Source organism: Mycolicibacterium obuense (assembly GCF_055397605.1).
The window spans coordinates 2,722,900-2,742,315 of record NZ_AP043663.1; the positions used below are offsets into that span (position 1 = coordinate 2,722,900).

At 69.5% G+C, this 19,416-nt stretch carries 15 protein-coding genes; 9 read left to right on the forward strand and 6 right to left on the reverse strand.

The annotated features are described in order from the left end of the window. Positions 1–99 precede the first annotated feature (99 nt). The gene (gene malQ / locus ACZ50N_RS13035; protein ID WP_464475548.1) at positions 100–2,238 is read right to left on the reverse strand and encodes a 4-alpha-glucanotransferase; all 2,139 of its coding nucleotides are present in this window, start codon (positions 2,236–2,238) and stop codon (positions 100–102) included. Between the two features lie 73 nt (positions 2,239–2,311). On the opposite strand from malQ, the gene ACZ50N_RS13040 reads away from it, so the two are divergent. The 5 genes from ACZ50N_RS13040 (at position 2,312) to ACZ50N_RS13060 (ending at position 8,430) form a co-directional block, all read left to right on the forward strand. Continuing rightward, a complete protein-coding gene (locus tag ACZ50N_RS13040; RefSeq protein WP_464475631.1) occupies positions 2,312–3,499 on the forward strand; it encodes an MFS transporter in 1,188 nt (395 codons plus the stop codon). Positions 3,500–3,578: 79 nt separating this feature from the next. Continuing rightward, positions 3,579–5,156 (forward strand): carboxylesterase/lipase family protein, encoded by a 1,578-nt coding sequence (locus tag ACZ50N_RS13045; RefSeq protein ID WP_464475549.1) that lies wholly within the window; start codon positions 3,579–3,581, stop codon positions 5,154–5,156. A 9-nt stretch (positions 5,157–5,165) separates the two neighbouring features. Beyond that, positions 5,166–6,113: a sterol desaturase family protein gene (locus ACZ50N_RS13050; protein ID WP_464475550.1), complete on the forward strand. Its 948-nt coding sequence runs from the start codon at positions 5,166–5,168 to the stop codon at positions 6,111–6,113. Between the two features lie 10 nt (positions 6,114–6,123). Further along, positions 6,124–7,539 (forward strand): NAD(P)/FAD-dependent oxidoreductase, encoded by a 1,416-nt coding sequence (locus tag ACZ50N_RS13055; RefSeq protein ID WP_464475551.1) that lies wholly within the window; start codon positions 6,124–6,126, stop codon positions 7,537–7,539. Between the two features lie 216 nt (positions 7,540–7,755). Further along, a complete protein-coding gene (locus tag ACZ50N_RS13060; RefSeq protein ID WP_172835707.1) occupies positions 7,756–8,430 on the forward strand; it encodes an Rv1815 family serine proteinase in 675 nt (224 codons plus the stop codon). On the opposite strand, the gene ACZ50N_RS13065 is transcribed toward ACZ50N_RS13060, so the two are convergent. After that, entirely contained in the window at positions 8,427–8,879 is a 453-nt protein-coding gene (locus tag ACZ50N_RS13065; protein WP_464475552.1) for a nitroreductase/quinone reductase family protein, read from the reverse strand. The two genes, ACZ50N_RS13060 and ACZ50N_RS13065, sit on opposite strands and share 4 nt — an antisense overlap. Before the next feature lie 107 nt (positions 8,880–8,986). Between ACZ50N_RS13065 and ACZ50N_RS13070 the strand changes: the two genes are divergently transcribed. Further along, positions 8,987–9,667, forward strand: coding sequence for a TetR/AcrR family transcriptional regulator (locus ACZ50N_RS13070; RefSeq protein WP_464475553.1), 681 nt, complete (start codon positions 8,987–8,989; stop codon positions 9,665–9,667). Here the strand turns inward: ACZ50N_RS13070 and ACZ50N_RS13075 are convergent. After that, the gene (locus ACZ50N_RS13075; RefSeq protein ID WP_464475632.1) at positions 9,661–10,095 is read right to left on the reverse strand and encodes a hypothetical protein; all 435 of its coding nucleotides are present in this window, start codon (positions 10,093–10,095) and stop codon (positions 9,661–9,663) included. The two genes, ACZ50N_RS13070 and ACZ50N_RS13075, sit on opposite strands and share 7 nt — an antisense overlap. A 145-nt stretch (positions 10,096–10,240) precedes the next feature. Beyond that, positions 10,241–10,903, reverse strand: coding sequence for an NADPH-dependent F420 reductase (locus ACZ50N_RS13080; protein ID WP_464475554.1), 663 nt, complete (start codon positions 10,901–10,903; stop codon positions 10,241–10,243). A gap of 132 nt (positions 10,904–11,035) precedes the next feature. Between ACZ50N_RS13080 and ACZ50N_RS13085 the strand changes: the two genes are divergently transcribed. Further along, positions 11,036–11,527, forward strand: coding sequence for a VOC family protein (locus ACZ50N_RS13085; protein ID WP_133414010.1), 492 nt, complete (start codon positions 11,036–11,038; stop codon positions 11,525–11,527). Next, positions 11,524–13,023: an FAD-binding protein gene (locus tag ACZ50N_RS13090; RefSeq protein ID WP_073684729.1), complete on the forward strand. Its 1,500-nt coding sequence runs from the start codon at positions 11,524–11,526 to the stop codon at positions 13,021–13,023. The genes ACZ50N_RS13085 and ACZ50N_RS13090 overlap by 4 nt, the downstream gene beginning before the upstream one ends. A 5-nt stretch (positions 13,024–13,028) precedes the next feature. On the opposite strand, the gene ACZ50N_RS13095 is transcribed toward ACZ50N_RS13090, so the two are convergent. Then, positions 13,029–14,945 carry an ABC transporter ATP-binding protein/permease gene (locus ACZ50N_RS13095; protein WP_464475555.1) on the reverse strand — a complete coding sequence of 639 codons (1,917 nt, stop codon included), beginning with the start codon at positions 14,943–14,945 and terminating at the stop codon, positions 13,029–13,031. Positions 14,946–14,990: 45 nt separating this feature from the next. Continuing rightward, positions 14,991–16,898 (reverse strand): ABC transporter ATP-binding protein/permease, encoded by a 1,908-nt coding sequence (locus ACZ50N_RS13100; protein WP_048424491.1) that lies wholly within the window; start codon positions 16,896–16,898, stop codon positions 14,991–14,993. 216 nt (positions 16,899–17,114) lie between these two features. Between ACZ50N_RS13100 and secA2 the strand changes: the two genes are divergently transcribed. Further along, positions 17,115–19,415, forward strand: a complete 2,301-nt coding sequence (secA2, locus tag ACZ50N_RS13105) for an accessory Sec system translocase SecA2 (RefSeq protein WP_464475633.1) — start codon at positions 17,115–17,117, stop codon at positions 19,413–19,415. Position 19,416 lies beyond the last annotated feature (1 nt).

Genomic DNA, 19,416 nt, shown 5'->3' on the forward strand with positions numbered 1-19,416 from the left:
GCAACGCGGTGCGAACATATCGCAGCGGTGACGAATGTGAAACCGCTGCAGACGCCGCCGGCGTTACAGCCGGCCACCTTCGGCGGTGTCATGGCGAGGTCACGGCAGCTCGGCCGCTGCGCGCATGACATCGCAGAGCGCCGCGGCACGCGCATCGTCGAACAGGGCGTCGAGGAGCACCGCGCGGCCGTCGGGCCCGGCCAACGGCACCCGCCAGTTCGGGTACTCGTCGGTGGTCCCGGGCTGATTCTGGGTCCGTGTCTCGCCGACGGCGTCGGCCAGCGACATGGCCAGCAGTCGCGACGGGCTGCGGCCCAGATAGCGGTGCAACGCGATGACGACCTCATCGACATCGGGGTCCCTGTCCGACTGGTCAGCGAGCAGGCCGACCCGCCGCAATTCGGCGAGCCAGGCGTCGCGATGCGCGCGATCGGCCGCCCACTCCTGCTCGGCCGGGCGGGTGAGCAGACCCAGCTCGTCGCGCAGCCGGACATGCTCACCGACCAGGTAGCCGGCGGTCGGCGGCAGGTCATGGGTGGTGACGGCCGACAGGCAGGCCTGGCGCCACTGCTCGGCCGGCAGCGGCGCACCGTCGGGGCCCGATTCGAACCACAGGATCGAGGTGCCGAACAGGCCGCGGTCCCGCAGATAGTCGCGCACCCACGGCTCGACGGTCCCGAGATCCTCCCCGACGACGACAGCACCGGCCCGGTGGGCCTCCAGCGCGACGATCCCGATCATCGCCTCGTGGTCGTAACGCACATAGGTGCCCTCGGTCGGCGCGACGCCCCGCGGAATCCACCACAGGCGGAACAGGCCGATGATGTGGTCGATGCGCACCCCGCCGGCATGGCGCAGCGCGCCGGCGACCAGAGCGCGGAACGGTTCGTAGGCGGCCTCGGCGAGCCGGTCGGGACGCCACGGCGGCTGTGACCAGTCCTGCCCCAGCTGATTGAACTCGTCGGGCGGTGCGCCCGCGGTGACGCCGAGCGCCAGGACGTCCTGCAGCGCCCACGCGTCGGCACCGGCGGGATCCACCCCGACCGCGAGGTCGGCCATCACACCCACCTCCATGCCCGCGCCCACCGCGCCGGCCTGGGCCGCGGCCAGCTGCTCGTCGAGCAACCACTGCAACCACCGGTGGAAATCGACTGCGGCGGAGTGCTCGGCGGCGTAGGCGGCGACCGCCTCGCTGCGCGGGTGCCGCAGCTCCGCGGGCCACTGACGCCAGTCCGAGCCGTACTCTTCCGACAGCGCGCACCAGGTCGCGAAATCGTCGAGTGGGGTGCCCTCACGGTGGCAGTACCCCTGATACGCGAGTTCCCGGCCGCGCCGCAGTGGGACGAGGTAAATGCTCTGCAGCGCAGCACGTTTGGCCTCCCACGCGCGGTCGCGGTCGATGCGCTGCGAGCGGGCTGCGCGGGCCTGCAGCCGCGCGTGCGCTTTGCGCACCCGGCCGCGATGGCGCAGATAGGCATACTCCGGCACCGCTTCCACCCGCAGGTACAGCGGATTGACGAATCGGCGCGAGGTCGGCAGATACGGCGACGGCTCCATCGGCGGGATCGGTGCCGCCGCGTGCAGCGGATTGACCAGGATGAAGCCGGCATCGTGCTCGCCTGCCGACCACACGGCCAGATCGGTCAGATCCGTCAGATCGCCGACGCCCCAGGAGTCCTCGGACCGCACGCTGTAGAGCTGGGTGGACGGGCCCCACAGCCGGCGGGCACCCATCCGCACCGGGGTGGCGATGTGCGACGGCGTCACGATCACGGTGGCGCTCGTGTCGAAGGCGCCGACCCGCAGATGCACTCGGTGATATCCCAGGGGGAGATCGCCGGGCAGTTCGAAGCTCGCTTCGCCGACGAGGCGGCCGTCGAGATCGTAGGGCGGCCGGTTGTTCTCGAGCTGCCGCAGATGATCTCGGCGGGTGCCGTCCTCGAGCTGCAGCCAGACATCGACGGGATCGCCGTGGGTGACGTGCACCCAGAACGGCGTCGCGGCGCCTTCCCGCGCGACGATCGATGCGGGCAACGACCGCGCCCAGTAGGCGGCCTCGTGCGCGGTGAGCGCGTCGGTCCGCTCGGCGTCGGTCCCGGCCTGCACGCCCAGCGCGCCCAGGACGGCCACCAGCGTCGTGTCGGGCACGGTGACGTGGCGACCAGACCAGTCCTGATAGTCGGTGGACACGCCGTAGCGGGCGGCCAGGTCGATGAGCGACGAGCGGTCCGTGGGCATGGGCGTCATCTTGCCGTCCCGTGGCCGCGCCGTCGCAGCGACCGTCCGGCGCGACGGTAGGGTCGCACGCATCATGGCGCCCCACCCGCTCGACGGCGGCCAGGCGCGCGACCGGCGGGCCCGGATCGCGATCGGCGCCGTCTTCCTCACCAACGGCGCGATCTTCGCCAACCTGCTGCCGCGGCTGCCCGAGGTCAAGACCGATCTGGGGCTGTCGAACGCGATGCTGGGCGGCGCGGTGGCCTCGTTCTCGGCGGGTGCCCTGATCGCCGGTCCCGCCGCCGCGGCGCTGATCCGGCGCTTCCAGTCCGCCCGCGTGAACCTGGCGACGACGTTGATCCTCGCCGTGTTCATCCTCGCGGCCGCCGCCGCGCCGAGCGCCGTCACACTCGCCGCGGCCCTCTTCGTCGCCGGTGCCGCCGACGCGATCACCGACGTGGCGCAGAACGTGAACGCCCTACGCCTGCAACGGCAATACGGTCGCTCGATCATCAACTCGCTGCACGCCGTCTGGGCGGTGGGTGCGATGCTCGGCGGGTTGATGGCCGCCGGCGCCATCGCGGTGCACCTGCCTCGGACGCTGCACCTCGGCCTCTCGGCGGTGCTGTTCGGCGTGGTGGCCGCCGCCGCGTACCCGTTCCTGCTGCATGGTCCCGACCACGATGACCACCCCACCCGGGACGGCAGCGGCATCTCGGCCGGCACCGCGGTCTACCTCGTGCTGCTGGCACTGATCGGCATCGCGATCGCGGGCGCCACCGTCGAAGACGCCGGAAGCTCGTGGTCGACGCTGTACCTACGGGACAGCCTGGGTGCCTCGGGTTCGGTGGCCGCGTTCGGTTACATCGCCCTGGTCGGATCGATGTGCATCGGACGCTTGGTCGGCGACCGTCTCGTCGACCGGTTCGGCGAATGTGCCGTGGTGCGGACAGGCGGGGTGATCACCGCGGCCGGGATGGCTGCCGCGCTGGCGTTCCCGTCGGTGCCGGGCACCATCGCCGGGTTCGCCGCGGCCGGGTTGGGTGTGGCCACGGCGGTGCCGGCGGCGATGCGCGCCGCCGACGAACTCCCCGGGCTGCGCGCCGGTACCGGTCTGACGATCCTGACCTGGCTGATGCGGGTCGGCTTCCTCGGCGCCCCCCTGCTCGTCGGCGTCGTCGCCGACGCCGCCGGGCTGCGGGTCGGGCTGCTCATCGTCGTGGTGGCCGGGCTCAGCCTGCTCGCCCTGGGCAGGGTGCTGGCCGGAAAAGCCCGGCGGTGAGCCGGACCTGCGCTGGTACAGTGGCGTACCGGGGACGTGCCGGGCGTGCCGGCCCTTCGATCGAAGGAGATCTACTGAGATGACCGCGGAACCCCGCTTCGAGGAGACCCGTGGCAACGCCGGCGGTCATCCGGTGGTGGACACCGCCTACGGGCCGGTCCGCGGCGTCGACGACGGCACGGTCGCGTCGTGGCGGGCCGTTCCGTACGCCGCCCCGCCCGTCGGCGACCTGCGATGGCGCGCGCCGGTGCCGCCCAGTGCCTGGACCGAGCCGCGCGACGCCTCCCGCGTCGGGCCGGCCTGCCCGCAGCCGACCGACCCGCGCATTCCGCTCCCGCTCGGCGCTCCCCAGGGCGAGGACTTCCTCACCCTCAACGTCTGGGCCCCGTCGGGCACCGAACCCGGCGCGGGCAAGCCGGTGATGGTGTGGGTGCACGGCGGTGCCTATCTCCTCGGTGCGGCCAGCCAGCCGCTCTATCGCGGCCGGCGGCTCGCTGCCGACGGTGACGTCATCGTGGTCACCATCAACTACCGCCTCGGTGCGCTGGGCTTCCTCGAACTCGCCGCGCTCGGCGCCGAATCCGAACGGTTCGCCACCAACGTCGGACTGCGCGATGTGCTCGCCGCCCTGCACTGGGTGCGCCACAACATCGCCGCGTTCGGCGGAGATCCCGGCCGGGTGACGCTGTTCGGCGAGTCCGCCGGCGGCGGTGTGGTGACCACGCTGCTGGGCGCGCCCGCGGCCAAGGGGCTGTTCCACGCCGCGATCGCACAGAGCTCTCCCGTCACGTCCTCCTACGACATCGAACAGGCCGGCCGCATCGCGGCCCGGTTCCTCGACGTCGTCGGGGTCGGCCGCGACGAGCTGTCCCGGCTCGCCCAGCTGCCCATCGGGGCGATCGTGGAGGCGTCGCGCACCGTGTTCAACGAGGTGCCGGTGCGCACCCCGGGCAGGCTCGCCTTCGCGCCGATCGTCGACCGCGACCTCGTGCCGGACTACCCGATCCGGCTGGCACAGAACGGTCAGACACACCCGGTGCCGCTGATCATCGGCACCAACCGGAACGAAGCGGCGCTGTTCCGCTACATGAAGTTGCCGTTGCTGCCGATCAAGGCCGAAGCGATCCAAGCGATGTTCGCCCAGATCGCCGCCGAACAACCAGAACTGACACTGCCCGAGCGGGCGCAGCTCGAGGGCATGTATCAGGGACGACGGGCGGGCAAGGGGCTGGGCCTCGCCAGCGACCTCGGTTTCCGGATGCCGTCGATCTGGTTCGCCGACGGGCACCGCGCCACCGCGCCCGTGTACCTGTACCGCTTCGACTTCGCCACCCCGATGCTGCGCGCGGTGCGGATGGCCGCCGCGCACGCCACCGAATTGCCGTTCGTGTGGGGAAATCTCGGTTCGGGGCGCAAGGATCCGATGTTCGCGCTCGGGGGCCGCGCGGCCGGCACCGAGGTGTCCCGGCGCATGCGTGCCCGCTGGACCAGCTTCGCCCGCGACGGCGTGCCGGGCACCCCGGCGGCCGCACCGCACTGGCGCCCCTACGACGACGCCCGCGCCACCCTGGTCATCGATCGGTACGACAGCGTGGTCGACGATCTCGATGCGCCGGTGCGCCGAGCGTGGGGCGACGACGTGCTGAGCTTCCGGTAGGAGACGGCAATGGCATCAGCGGAGTTCCTCACCGTGCTGCCACCCGCGATGCGGGACCCGGTGCTGTTCGCGATCCCGTTCTTCCTGCTGCTGCTCGTCATCGAATGGGTCGCCGCTCGGAAGCTCGAACATGTTGTGGCAGAACAGGATTCACAAGATCGGCCAGGCACCGGCGCCTACCTGACCCGCGACGCGTGGGCGAGCATCTCGATGGGACTGGTGTCGGTCGCGACCATGGGCGCCTGGAAATTCCTGGCCCTTCTGGGATACGCCGCGATCTACACCTATCTGGCGCCGTGGCACTTCTCGCCGACGCAGTGGTACACCTGGGTGATCGCGATCCTCGGGGTCGACCTGCTGTTCTACGCCTACCACCGCACGGCGCACCGCGTTCGGCTGATCTGGGCCACCCACCAGGCGCACCACTCCAGCGAGTACTTCAACTTCGCGACGGCGCTGCGGCAGAAATGGAACAACAGCGGCGAGATCGTGATGTGGCTACCGTTGCCGCTGTTGGGAATTCCGCCGTGGATGGTCTTCTTCAGCTTCTCGGTCAGCCTCGTCTACCAGTTCTGGATCCACACCGAGCGGATCGGCACCCTGGCGCGACCCATCGAATTCCTGTTCAACACCCCATCGCATCACCGTGTGCACCACGGCATGGACCAGCTCTATCTGGACCGCAACTACGGCGGCATCCTGATCATCTGGGACCGACTGTTCGGCACCTTCCAACCCGAGGTGTTCCGGCCGCGCTACGGACTCACCAAGCCGGTGCACACCTTCAACATCTGGCGGCTGCAGACCCGCGAATACGCCGCGATCGGTCGCGACGTCCGCTCGGCGCGGCGGCTGCGCGACAAGCTCGGCTACATCGTGGGCCCGCCCGGCTGGCAGCCGGCCGGGCGACCGATCGGGAAGGCCGAGCCCGTCGCCGGCGCCCATGTCAACCCGTAGTCTTCGCGGTGTGCACACCGTCTTCGATGCCCCCGTCGACTCCGCCCTGGTGGACCGGTCCCTGGCCGGCAGCACGCTGGGCTCGGTCTGGTTGGACCCCGGCTCCGTCGACCGCCCGGACCACCCGGTCCTGTCGGGCCCGCTGACCGCCGACCTGCTGGTGGTCGGCGGCGGCTACACCGGGCTGTGGAGTGCACTGCATGCCGCGCGCCGCCACCCGGACCGCCGGGTCGTCCTCATCGAAGCCGACCGCATCGGGTGGGCCGCCTCGGGCCGCAACGGCGGTTTCGTCGAGGCGAGCCTGACCCACGGCTACGACAACGGGAAGTCGCGCTGGCCCGACGAGATCGACACGCTCGAGGCCCTCGGCATCGAGAACCTCGACGGCATGCAGGCCGAGATCGCCGAACTGGGCCTCGACACCGAGTGGCAGCGCACCGGGATGATGACGGTGGCCACCGAACCCCACCAGGTGGAGTGGCTCACCGAGGCGGCCGCCGACAATCACGGCAAGTTCCTCGACACCGAGGCGGTGCGCGCCGAGGTGGCCTCCCCGACCTATCTGGCCGGCCTCTACAGCAGCGAGGACTGCGCGATCGTCAACCCGGGGAAGCTGGCACTCGAACTCGCGCGCGCCTGCCGGGAGGCCGGTGTGGAGATCTTCGAGCACACCACGGCACGCCGCATCCATTCCGGCGGGGCGGCGCTGCGCGTCGACACCGACGGCCCCGCCCTGACATGCCGACAGATCGTGTTGGCCACCAACGTCTTTCCGAGTCTGCTGCGCCGAAACCGGCTCCACACCGTGCCGGTCTACGACTACGTGCTGGCCACCGAGCCGCTCACCGACGCTCAGCTCGACCGCATCGGGTGGCGGCACCGGCAGGGGATCGGCGACTCGGCCAACCAGTTCCACTACTACCGCCTGACGATGGACAACCGGATCGTGTGGGGTGGTTACAACGCGGTGTACCACTTCGGCCGCAAGGTGAAGTCGAGCTACGAGGATCGCGCCGAGAGTTACCGCCGGCTCGCAGCGCACTTCTTCGTCACGTTCCCCGCTCTCGACGATGTCCGCTTCACCCACCGATGGGCGGGCGCGATCGACACGAACACGCGCTTCTGCGCGCACTGGGGGACCGCGCGCGACGGCCGCGTCGCCTACGTCAACGGGTTCACCGGGCTCGGCGTCGGGGCGGCCCGCTTCGCCGCGGACGTGTGCCTGGACCTGCTCGACGGTCTCTCCACGCCCCGCACCCGTCTCGAGATGGTGCGCAGGAAGCCGCTGCCGTTCCCGCCCGAACCGCTCGCCAGTGCCGGGATCCAGGCCACCCGCTGGTCACTGGACCGCGCCGACCACAACGGCGGGCGCCGCAACCTACTGCTTCGCACGCTCGACGCGGTGGGCCTCGGCTTCGATTCCTGACGGCTCACCCCTCCTGGCCCCTCCTGTACCGGCCCGTCCGCGTGTAACGCGCCGTTATCGACCTGCGATGAGCCAGTTACACCGTCGGCGCACGGGGGTAATCACCTCCCCACTGTGAGCACGGCGGTCGCCGAGAACTCACCCGGGGAGAGTGGAGGGGCCGTGCTCAACCGACTGCAGAACCGCTCGTCGTCGCGCCACCGCATGTCTTTTGGCATGTCAGCCGCTGTTCTCGCCCTGCTGGCGGTGGTGATTCCCGCGGTGCCCGCCGGCGCCCAGCCCGACCCACTCGTCTACCCCGGCATGGAGATCCACCAGGACTCTGTGCTGTGCACACTCGGGTACGTCGACCCCACCACCCGTACCGCGTTCACCGCAGGGCACTGCCGCGCATCGGGCACCGTCACCGACAAGACGGGCACCGTGATCGGCACCCAGGGCTCCTACCGGGACAACACCCCGGACGGCATGACCGTCGACACCAACCATCAGATCGCCGACTGGGAGGTGATCCATCTGCTGCCGACGGCCACCGTCAACAACGTGCTGCCCAGCGGCAAGGCGCTGGTCACCGATCCCGCGGTGGTGCCCGTCGCCGGAATGCCGGTGTGTCACTTCGGCGTCGTGACGGGGGAGAGCTGCGGCACCGTCGAGGCGGTCAACAACGGCTGGTTCACGATGGCCAATGGCGTGGTCAGCCGCAAGGGCGACTCCGGCGGACCCGTGTACACCACCACTGCCGACGGCCGCACCGTGCTGATCGGAGTGTTCAACAGCACGTGGGGCACCTACCCGGCCGCCGTCTCCTGGCAGACCGCGAGCTCCGAGGCCCGCGCGGACACCATCTCGGCCGCCTCCGCCGAGATCACGCCGGTCTCCGCCCAGCCCTAATCCGAGAGCACGAACACCGGAATCGATGGCGCCACGGCGCGCAGCTGCTCGTCGGTCGACGTCGGCGTCAAGCCTCCGATGTGCCCCTTGACCTGCCAGTACCACCGGTCGACATACGGCCGGAGCACAGCGGGCTTCGCGTCATCGGCGAGCTCGACCGCGGTGCGCCGCCGCGAGCGCCGGCGGGATCCGGTCTCGACAGTGCCCGCGGCGCGGACATTGCGCGCCCACTGGGTGTTGCCGCGCGGGGAGACGAGGTAGTCCCTGCCGTCGACGGTCAGCAGATTGATCACGACCTGGCGCGCCACACCGCTCGTGCGTCCCCGCACCCGCAGAGCGGTGCTGCCCTGGATGCTGACCCCGCGCTCGGCGAGCCACCGGATCGCGGTGTTGAACAGGCGTGCGGCGGGGCCCGGAACGTCGTAGCGGGCGATGGAGTGGTCGGTCATGGTCTGATCTCCTCGGTAGGTGAAACGAGAGCACTGCTCTCGCAACTGTGGCACGACGTCACCGGGAATGCAAGAGCAGTGCTCTCGGATATGTCAGACTGATCGCCGTGGGCACACGTCAGGACGGCAGAGCGCGCATCGAGCGGCAGATCATCGAGATCGGCCGGCGCCATCTCGTCACCGAAGGCGCCGCGGGGCTGTCGCTCCGGGCGATCGCCCGCGATCTGGGCATGGTCTCCTCGGCGGTCTACCGCTATGTCGCCAGCCGCGACGAGCTGCTCACGCTGTTGCTGATCGACGCCTACACCGAGCTCGCCGACGCCGTCGACGACGCGCACCGTGCCGCCGAGCCCGACTGGCACAGCCAGCTGTCCGCTGTCGCCCATGCGGCGCGAACATGGGCGCGCGACCAACCTGCGCGCTGGGCGCTGCTCTACGGCAGCCCGGTGCCCGGCTATCACGCCCCCGCGGAACGCACCGTCGGGCCCGGGACGCGGGTGATCGGCACGCTGTTCGGCATCGTCGACACCGCCGTCACCGCCGGCGCACTCCGCGAATCCGATATTCCTGTGCCGCAGCAACTCTCAGCAGATTTCGACAGGCTGAAAGCCGAGTTCGGGATCACCCTCGACGACGGCACCCTTGCCCGGTGCTTCGTGCTCTGGGCTGCGCTTGTCGGCGCCGTGAGCTTGGAGGTGTTCGGCCAGTACGGCGCCGACACGCTGACCGACCCCGGGTTGGTATTCGACGCCCAGGTGCGACTGCTCACCGAGATGCTGGCTCAGTAACCGCCGCTGCCGTCCGGCGACGTGACGAAGCCGTGTTCGCCGTAGTGGCGGTCCGGCGGATCCACGGTGTCGGCCGGCCAGGAGGCCGGCTTGGCCGCGTGGCAGGCCAACGTGTCGACGGTGGGGACTGCGCACACCACGCCGTTGCCGGCATCGAACCGCGAACCGACCGGCAGCACAGGAGGGGCAGACTCCGGCCCCGACTCGGGCATGTCGGATTCGGTGAACATCGCCTCGTGGGTCAGCGACACCGAGACCATCGTCGCGTCCGTGCCCGCCAGCGGGCCGGAGCAGACGATTCCGAGATCGGGGATCAGGCTGTCCTGGCAGCGCACGCCCCCCGGCGTCTCGAAGATCCACCCCGAAGTGCTCGGATGTGCGCCGAACACCTGATACGGCGCCGGGTCGACCGCCGGATAGGCAGTCAGGTCGACCTCGGGCGGTGCAGCCTGTGCGGGCGCCGCGCCGGCCAGGAGGCCGGCGACGCCCAGGACGACGGCAGTGGCGGCAGCGGAGACGTCGGAGACGGCCGGGATGCGCATGTCAGGACTATCGCGGCGGTCGGGGATCCCGTTAGCGGGCGGTCCACTCCGCGGTTCGTTCGGGCGAGGCCTCGGCCAACGCCTGCACGGTCTTCTCGACGTCGAAATCCTTGCCGTACACCGGGGATCCCGGTTGCTGGCGCCACGACTCGGCGATCGGCCCGGCATGGACCGGGTCGAAGCCCAACTGGTCGACGACGTCGTGCACGAGATCGCGACCGGGGCCGTCGTCACCGGCGACCGGCAGCGCGATCCGATCGGCCGCGCCGCGGGGCTTTCCGCTCTCGAGCAGATGCTTCCACCAGATGCCGTTGAACACCTTGAACACGGGTGCGCCGATCTGCTCTGCCACCCACGCGCTTTCGACCTGACCGTCTTCGATCGCCGCGATCTCACCGTCGCGCTGCTGCGGGTAGTAGTTGTTGGTCTCGATCACCGGAGCGCCCGGCTTGCGCGCGTCGACGATGCCGTCGGCGAGATCCGGAACGTTCTTCTGGGGAATGCTGATGATCACCAGATCGGCGTCGGCCGCAACCTCGCGGGCCCACACCGCCGTGGCCCCCGTCTCGTTCGCCAGGTCGGCGAGTGTGTCCGGCGAGCGCGAGTTCGCCATGCTGACCTCGTGGCCGAGCTCGCTCAGGCGTCGGGTCAGCGTCCCACCGATCAGACCTGCTCCGATGATTCCGATCCGCATCGTGCCTCCTCGAGAATGTGTCGTGTCGAACCCGTCGCGCAACGCCGGACTCGCGGCGGCTATTCCGGGGAGCCGAGGCAAAAATAGAACACGTTCTAGCACGCGTGGACGGCGAACGATATTCTCGACTCGATGCTTGACCAGACACCTGTCCAGATTGCCTGGGTGACGCGCGACCTCGACGCGACCGAGGCGGCACTGACGGCACTGATGGGGGCCCGCACCTGGGTGCGCATGCCGGGCGTGCACTTCGGCCCGGACACCTGCACCTACCGCGGGCAGCCGGCCGACCATGTGGCCGACGTCGCGCTGAGCTATGCCGGAGACATCCAGCTCGAGGTGATCGCACCGGTGCGCGGGCAGAGCATCTACACCGAATTCCTCGACCGCAGCGGACCCGGCCTGCACCATGTGTGCCGCGCCGCACCCGACCTCGAGTCGTTCGACGCGGCGGTCGACGCCGCCGAACGCGACGGCACCCCGGTCGCGATGGCCGGCACGATGGCCGGCATGCGGTTCGCCTATCTCACAGCGCCCGGCGCCGGCGTGCCCTACCTCGAAATCGCCTACATACCAACTGAACTCGCCGCATTCTTCGACCACATCAAACAGGAGCAGAAGTGAGCTTGCCCACCCCCGACACCGTCAAGGCCGCCGACGTCACCTCCTGGTCCGATGAGGCCGACGTCGTCGTCATCGGCTTCGGCATCGCCGGTGGCTGCGCCGCCGTCAGCGCCGCCGCATCCGGCGCGCGGGTCCTCGTGCTGGAGAAGGCAGCCGCCGCCGGTGGCACCACGTCGATGGCCGGCGGCCACTTCTACCTCGGCGGCGGCACCGCGGTACAACAGGCCACCGGTCACCCGGATTCTGCCGAGGAGATGTACAAGTACCTGGTCTCGCAGTCGCGCGACCCCGAACACGACAAGATCCGCGCCTACTGCGACGGCAGCGTCGAGCACTTCGACTGGCTGGAGGCCCTCGGCTTCCAGTTCGAGCGCAGCTATTACCCCGGCAAGGTCGTCGTACCGCCCGGCACCGAGGGGCTGTCCTACACCGGCAACGAGAAGGTGTGGCCGTTCTGCGAGCAGGCCGTCCCGGCGCCACGCGGACACTCGGTCCCGGTGCCCGGCGAACTCGGCGGCGCCGGGATGGTGATCGACCTGCTGGTCGCCCGCGCGGAGGAACTGGGCGTGCAGTTCCGCTACGAGACCGGGGCCACCGCGCTGGTGCTCGACGACGACGGCGCGGTGGCCGGGGTGGCGTGGAAGCACTTCGGCGACACCGGCCACATCAAGGCCGCGTCCGTCGTCATCGCGGCCGGCGGATTCGCGATGAACGCCGAGCTCGTCGCCGAGTACACGCCTGCGCTGGGCGCCGAACGCAAGACCAAACACCACGGCACCGTCGCCCCCTACATCCTGGGCAACCCCAACGACGACGGTCTGGCCATCGCGCTCGGCGTCTCGGCCGGCGGCGTCGCCACCCACATGGACCAGTTGTTCATCACCGCCGCGGCCTACCCACCCGAGATCCTGCTCACCGGCGTCATCGTCAACGCCGACGGCCAGCGGTTCGTCGCCGAGGACTCCTACCACGCCCGGACGTCGGCGTTCGTCCTCGACCAGCCCGACCAGGTGGCGTACCTGATCGTCGACGAGGCGCACATGCAGATGCCCGAGATGCCGCTGATCAAGTTCATCGACGGCTGGGAGACCGTCGCCGAGATGGAGGAGGCGCTCGGCATCCCGGCCGGGAACCTGGCCGCCACGCTGGACCGCTACAACGCGGGGGCCGCCCGCGGTGAGGACCCTGACTTCCACAAGCAGCCCGACTACGTCGCCGCCCAGGACACGGGCCCGTGGGCCGCGTTCGACCTGTCCCTGGGCAGGGCGATGTACTCCGGTTTCACGATGGGCGGGTTGAAGGTCTCGATCGACGGCGAGGTGCTGCGGGAGGACGACAGCGCGATCGAAGGCCTGTACGCCGCCGGGGCCTGCGCGTCGAACATCGCCCAGGACGGCAGGGGCTATGCCAGCGGAACCCAGCTGGGCGAAGGATCCTTCTTCGGCCGCCGCGCGGGCAGGCACGCCGCCGCACGCGCGGCGGCGGCCATCGTCTAGAGCCCTCAGACTCGAACGGGCTCTCCGCCGATCACGCCGAGCTCCCATGCGCCGCCGCCCAACAGCTTCAGCTCCCGGGTGTGGTGGCGCTGCAGGCTGCTGCGGTGGCTCACGCTGACCAGGATCGTGGCGGGGAGCTCGGTGCGCACCAGCTCGTACATCGTCAACTCCAGGCCCTCGTCGAGCGCCGAGGTCGACTCGTCGAGGAACACGGCCTTGGGCCGGGTCAACAGGATGCGGGCGAACGCGATCCGCTGCTGCTCGCCGGGGGAGAGCACCTTCGCCCAGTCCTGCACCTCGTCGAGCCGCTCGATCAGATGCGGCAGCGCGACCTTGCGCAGTGCCTCGACCACGGCGTCGTCACCGATCGTGCCCTCTTTGTTCGGATAGGACACCACGGCGCGCAGGTCACCCAGCGGGACATAGGGCATCTGCGACAGGAACATCGTCTCGTTCTCGTTGATCGGGTAGGTCAACCGGCCCGACGTGAAGGGCCACAACTGCGCCAGGCTGCGCAGCAGCGTGGTCTTGCCGCTCCCGGATTTGCCGGTGATCATCAGGCACTCACCGGGCTCCAGACGCAGATCCACCGGGTCGAGCAGCTGCTTGCCGTCGGGGGTACGCACCTCGACCTTCTCCAGCGTGACGTTCTGGCCGGTGCAGTCGGCGACGTCGAGATGCGGCAGCGCGCGGCCCTGCTCGTCGGCGGTGACCAGGCCGTCGAGACGGATGATCGCGGCGCGGTAGCCGGCGAACAGGTCATAGGCGTTGCGGAAGAACGACAGGCCACCCTGGATGGCGCCGAACGCCGACGCCGACTGGTTCAGCGCGCCGAGCGGGATCTCACCGGAAGCGAACCGCGGGAACTGCACCAGGTAGGGCAGCGGCACGATGAGCTGACCCATCGACCAGTTCCAGCCGTTGAACCGCAGGGACCGGTTCACGTACCTCCGGTAGTTGGTGACAACGGGGGCGAACAGCTTGCGCAGCCCCGTGCGCTCGGCGACCTCACCGCGGTAGAACGCCACCGCCTCCGACGCGTCGCGCAGCCGCACCAGCGCGTACCGGAACGCCGCGTTGTACTTCTCGTTGAGGAACGACAGCCCGATGATCGGGCGGCCGATCCAGAACGCGATGATCGTGGCGAACAGCACGTAGCCGATCGCGATCCAGAAGATGGCGTGCGGCAGCGTGATTCCCGCGAGGGTCAGGGGTCCCGACAGATTCCACAGGATCGCGGTGAACGAAATCACCGAGACGACTGCCGAGATCGCCCCGAACAGCAGCGAGTTGCTCGAGCCGTAGTACGGCAGGTTGGGCTGCGGGCCGTTGGTCGCGGTGAAGATGTCGATGTCGGACTGGATGCGCTGATCCGGGTTGTCGATGGTCTCGTCGATGAACCGGGCTCGGTAGTACGCGCGGCCGGTCAACCAGTCACCGGTCAGGCGGTCGGTCAGCCAGGCGCGCCACCGCAGGCAGAACCGCTGGAACAGATACATGTCCAACAGCAGCTGGGTGATCGACAGCGCCGCCAGGATGCTGAAGATGAGGATCGTCGACCAGAACCCGTCGATGCCGGACTGCCTGACCTCGTCGTTGCCCGAGGTCAGGCCCTGCACCACCACCTGGAAGCTGGTCAGCAGGTCATTGCTCTGATAGGTGAACAGCACGTCGAGGCGCACGTTGATCATCACCGACGCGAGCAGCACGGCCAGGAACAACCAGACCTTGATGCTGTCGCGCCCGGTGAAGTAGCCACCCGAGATCCGCCAGAACTGTCGACCCCAGTTGGTGAACCGCCCGATCAGCAGCAGCACCACCAGCGTCGCGACCGCGGCGATGATCCACGCCTTGCCGACCCACACCAGCGAGGTCCACAGTTCGCTGCCCCAGTCCAGCGTCGGGACGAACAAATCCTCCATGCGGGCAAGGTACCGCGCCAACCTGCCCGCGGCGTCGCGGAGGCGTCAACCAGAAGACGCGAGTCGCTCCAGCCGCCATTCGCCGTCGCCGACGAGCGAGAGCCGGCGGTCGTGCAGCGGGTGCACCGTGGCGCGATGGCTCACGCTGACCACGATCGTGTCGGGCAGCCGCTCACGCAGGAGGCGGTACAGCATCTCCTCCAGGCCCTCGTCCAGCGCCGAGGTGGACTCGTCGAGGAACACCGCGCTCGGCTCTGCCAGCAGCGCCCGGGCGAAGACGATCCGCTGCTGTTCGCCCACCGAGAGCGTCTTGGCCCAGTCCTGGGCCTCGGCGAGGCGGATCATCAAGTGCGGCAACGCCACATCGCGCAGCGCCGACTGCATCGCGGCGTCGTCGTAGGTCTCCGGCGGGTGCGGATAGGCCACCGCCGTGCGCAGGTCGCCCAGCGGCAGATAGGGCAGCTGTGGGACGAACATCACCGCATCGCACCCCCCGGGCAGCCGGACCTCGCCCGAGGCGTACGGCCACACCCCGGCCAGGCTCGCCATCAACAGCGACTTCCCGATGCCCGACGGGCCCGTGACGACGAGTGACTCGCCGGGTGCGAGCTCGACGTCGAGCGGATGCAGCAGAGGACTGCCGTCGGGCCGGCGCACCGCGACCCCCGACACCTCGAGGCGGCCGTCAAGGGAGTCCGACGGGCGCACCGGCGTGAACCGGCCCGCCCGTACGTTCTGGTCGGCCAGACCGTCGAGCCGGATGATCGCCGCCCGATAGCTCGCGAACTGGTCATAGGCGTTGCGGAAGAACGACAGGTTGTCATGGATCGCGGCGAAGGCGTTCGACGACTGCCACACCCCGCCGAACGAGATCCGCTGCGCGAACAGCCCCTGCGCCTGCACCAGCCACGGCAGGGGATTGATCGCCTGGCTCATCGACACGTTCCAGCCGAAGAACAGCATCATCCGGTTCAGCCAGTGCCGGTAGTTCTCCATCACCGCGTCCAGACGCCGGCTCAGCACCGTGCGCTCCGCGGCCTCGCCCCGATAGAGCCCGATCGCGGCGCCGCCTTCGCGCACGCGCACCAGGGCGTACCGAAATGCGGCGTTGCGCATTTCGTTCAGATAGCTGAGCCGGATCAGCGGCCGCCCGATCGCGAACGCGACGACGGTCGCCACCAGCACGTACACCAGCACGATCCAGAACAGGGCACGCTGCAGCGTCACCCCGCCCACAGTCAGCGGCTCGGACAGCTGCCACAGGATCACCCCGAACGACAACACCGACAGCACCGCTTCGACGGCGCCGAACAGCAACGTGTTGCCCGAGGTGAAGATCGGATTGTTGGTGTCCCCGCCGACCCCGGTGGTGAACACGTCGACGTCCTGCTGGATGCGCTGATCGGGATTGTCGATCGGCCGGGCGCCGAACTGCGCCCGGTAGTACGCCAGATCGCCCAGCCAGCCGTCGATGAAGTTCCTGCTCAACCAGATTCGCCACCGCATGATGAACCGCTGGGTGACGTACATGTCGAGCAGCAGACGCACGATGTAGCAGCCGGCCAGTACGGCGAAGATCACCATCGTGGCCCAGAACCCGGCGATCCCGCTGGACCGGTCCGGCCCCGAGGAGAACGCGATCTGCAGCGCGGTGAACAGATCGTTGACGTAGTAGGTCAGCAGCACGTTGATGCGGACCGACACGATCACCAGCAGCAGGAGAAGAGCCACACACGCCCACACCCCGACGCTGGCGCGACCGGTGAAATACCCGCCCGTGACCCGCCAGAACTGCCGACCCCACTCGGTGAAACGGCCCAGCGCGACGAGGACCACCGCCAGGCACAGCGCCGTCACCACGAACGCCGTCAACACCCAGATCCCCGAGTTGAGCCATTCCCGGCTCCAGTCCAGTGTCGGCGCGAACGTCTGCCCGAACGTCTCGGTGTTCACGCGGCGCACCCCCCTTCGGCACGGCCCGGTCTGCGGCGAAGTTACCCCAGCACCCCCGTCCCGATGGGGACGTCCGAGACCGCCGGCGCCGAATGTCGCGTGGCAGTCCGTCGTCGCGCCAGCTCGTCCGCGTACCGTGATCGTGTGGCACGCACCTCTTCGAAAACGTCGGCCCCGGCCCCCGCATCGGCGCAGGGCAAGAAGCCGAGCGGGCGCCTGTCGGGGCGCTTCTGGAAAATGCTCGGGGCCAGCACCGACCGCAATCAGAACCGTTCGATGGAGCAGGTTCACGCCGCCGCCGACTTCGACACCAAGGCCGCCGAACTCGACGACGAGAAGCTGACCAAGGCGGCCACCCTGCTGCAGCTCGAGGACCTCGCGGAGTCGGCGGACATCCCGCAGTTCCTCGCGATCGCGCGGGAAGCCTCCGAACGCACCACCGGCCTGCGCGCCTTCGACGTCCAGCTGCTCGGTGCGCAGCGGATGCTCGCCGGCGACGTGGTGGAGATGGCCACCGGTGAGGGCAAGACACTGTCCGGCGCTATCGCCGCCGCCGGCTATGCGCTGGCCGGCCGCAGCGTGCACGTCATCACGATCAACGACTACCTGGCCCGCCGCGACGCCGAGTGGATGGCGCCGCTGATCGAGGCGCTGGGCCTGAGCGTCGGCTGGATCACCGCGGACTCCACCGCCGAAGAACGCCGCACCGCCTACCAGTGCAACGTCACCTACGCCTCGGTCAACGAGATCGGCTTCGACGTACTGCGCGACCAGCTGGTCACCGACGTCGCCGATCTGGTGTCGCCCAACCCCGACGTCGCCCTGATCGACGAAGCCGACTCCGTCCTCGTGGACGAGGCGCTGGTCCCGCTGGTGCTGGCCGGGACCAGCCACCGCGAGGCGCCGCGCCTGGACCTGATCCGCTACGTCGGGGAGCTCGTCGACGGCGTCGACTGGGCCACCGACGCCGAGGGACGCAATGTCCACCTCACCGAGTCCGGCGCCCAGAAGATCGAGGCCAAGCTGGGCGGGATCGACCTGTACTCCGAGGAGCACGTCGCCACCACGCTGACCGAGATCAACGTCGCGCTACACGCGCACGTGCTGCTGCAGCGCGATGTGCACTACATCGTCCGCGACGACGCCGTACACCTGATCAACGCCTCCCGCGGCCGCATCGCGACGCTGCAGCGCTGGCCCGACGGCCTGCAGGCCGCCGTCGAGGCCAAAGAGGGCATCGAGACCACCGAGACCGGCGAGGTGCTCGACACGATCACCGTGCAGGCGCTGATCAACCGCTACCCGACGGTGTGCGGGATGACCGGCACCGCGCTGGCCGCCGGTGAGCAGCTGCGCCAGTTCTACAAGCTCGGCGTGTCACCGATCCCGCCGAACACCCCCAACATCCGCGAGGACGAACCCGACCGCGTGTACGTCACCGCCGCGGCGCGCAACGACGCGGTGCTCGAACACATCACCGAGATCCACGAGAGCGGCCAGCCCATCCTGGTCGGCACCCGCGACGTCGCGGAATCGGAGGACCTGCACCGGCGGCTGGTCAAAGCCGGCATCCCCGCCGTCGTGCTGAACGCCAAGAACGACGAGGAGGAGGCGGCCGTCATCGCCGAGGCCGGCCAGCTCGGTGCCGTCACGGTGTCGACGCAGATGGCCGGCCGCGGTACCGACATCCGGCTGGGCGGTTCCGACGAGTCTCAGCACGACGCCGTGGCCGAACTCGGCGGCCTCCACGTCATCGGCACCGGCCGCCACCACACCGAGCGGCTGGACAACCAGCTGCGCGGGCGCGCCGGCCGCCAGGGTGATCCCGGCTCCACCGTGTTCTTCTCCAGCTGGGAGGACGACGTGGTGGTCTCGCACCTTGACGCGGGCAAGCTGCCGCTGGACTGCGACTCCGACGGCAAGGTGCTCAGCACCAAAGCCGCGACTCTGCTCGAACACGCCCAGCGCGTCGCCGAGGGACGCCTGCTCGACGTGCATGCCAACACGTGGCGCTACAACCAGCTGATCGCCCAGCAGCGCGCGATCCTGGTCGAACGGCGAGACGCGTTGCTGCGCACCGCAACTGCCCGCGAAGAGCTGGCCGCGCTGTCTCCTGAGCGCTACGAGAGTCTGCTGGAGGAGCTCGGCGACGAGGGTGAAGCGAAGCTGGAGAAGATCTGCCGGCTGATCATGCTCTACCACCTCGACCGCGGGTGGGCCGATCACCTGGCCTACCTCGCCGACATCCGGGAGAGCATCCACCTGCGCGCGCTCGGCCGGCAGAACCCGCTCGACGAATTCCACCGCCTCGCCGTCGACGCCTTCGGCTCGTTGGCCGCCGACGCGATCGAGGCCGCCCAACAGACCTTCGACACCGCAGCCTCGATCGAGGACGAGCCCGGCGTGGATCTGTCGAAGCTGGCACGCCCGACATCGACGTGGACCTACATGGTCCACGACAACCCGCTCAACGACGACACCCTGTCGGCGCTGAGCCTGCCCGGGGTGTTCCGCTAGG

Coding starts and splice junctions, on each gene's coding strand:
- malQ (WP_464475548.1), bottom strand. CDS start 2,238: ATGCCCACGGACCGCTCGTCGCTCATCGACCTGGCCGCCCGCTACGGC.
- ACZ50N_RS13040 (WP_464475631.1), top strand. CDS start 2,312: ATGGCGCCCCACCCGCTCGACGGCGGCCAGGCGCGCGACCGGCGGGCC.
- ACZ50N_RS13045 (WP_464475549.1), top strand. CDS start 3,579: ATGACCGCGGAACCCCGCTTCGAGGAGACCCGTGGCAACGCCGGCGGT.
- ACZ50N_RS13050 (WP_464475550.1), top strand. CDS start 5,166: ATGGCATCAGCGGAGTTCCTCACCGTGCTGCCACCCGCGATGCGGGAC.
- ACZ50N_RS13060 (WP_172835707.1), top strand. CDS start 7,756: ATGTCAGCCGCTGTTCTCGCCCTGCTGGCGGTGGTGATTCCCGCGGTG.
- ACZ50N_RS13065 (WP_464475552.1), bottom strand. CDS start 8,879: ATGACCGACCACTCCATCGCCCGCTACGACGTTCCGGGCCCCGCCGCA.
- ACZ50N_RS13080 (WP_464475554.1), bottom strand. CDS start 10,903: ATGCGGATCGGAATCATCGGAGCAGGTCTGATCGGTGGGACGCTGACC.
- ACZ50N_RS13085 (WP_133414010.1), top strand. CDS start 11,036: ATGCTTGACCAGACACCTGTCCAGATTGCCTGGGTGACGCGCGACCTC.
- ACZ50N_RS13095 (WP_464475555.1), bottom strand. CDS start 14,945: ATGGAGGATTTGTTCGTCCCGACGCTGGACTGGGGCAGCGAACTGTGG.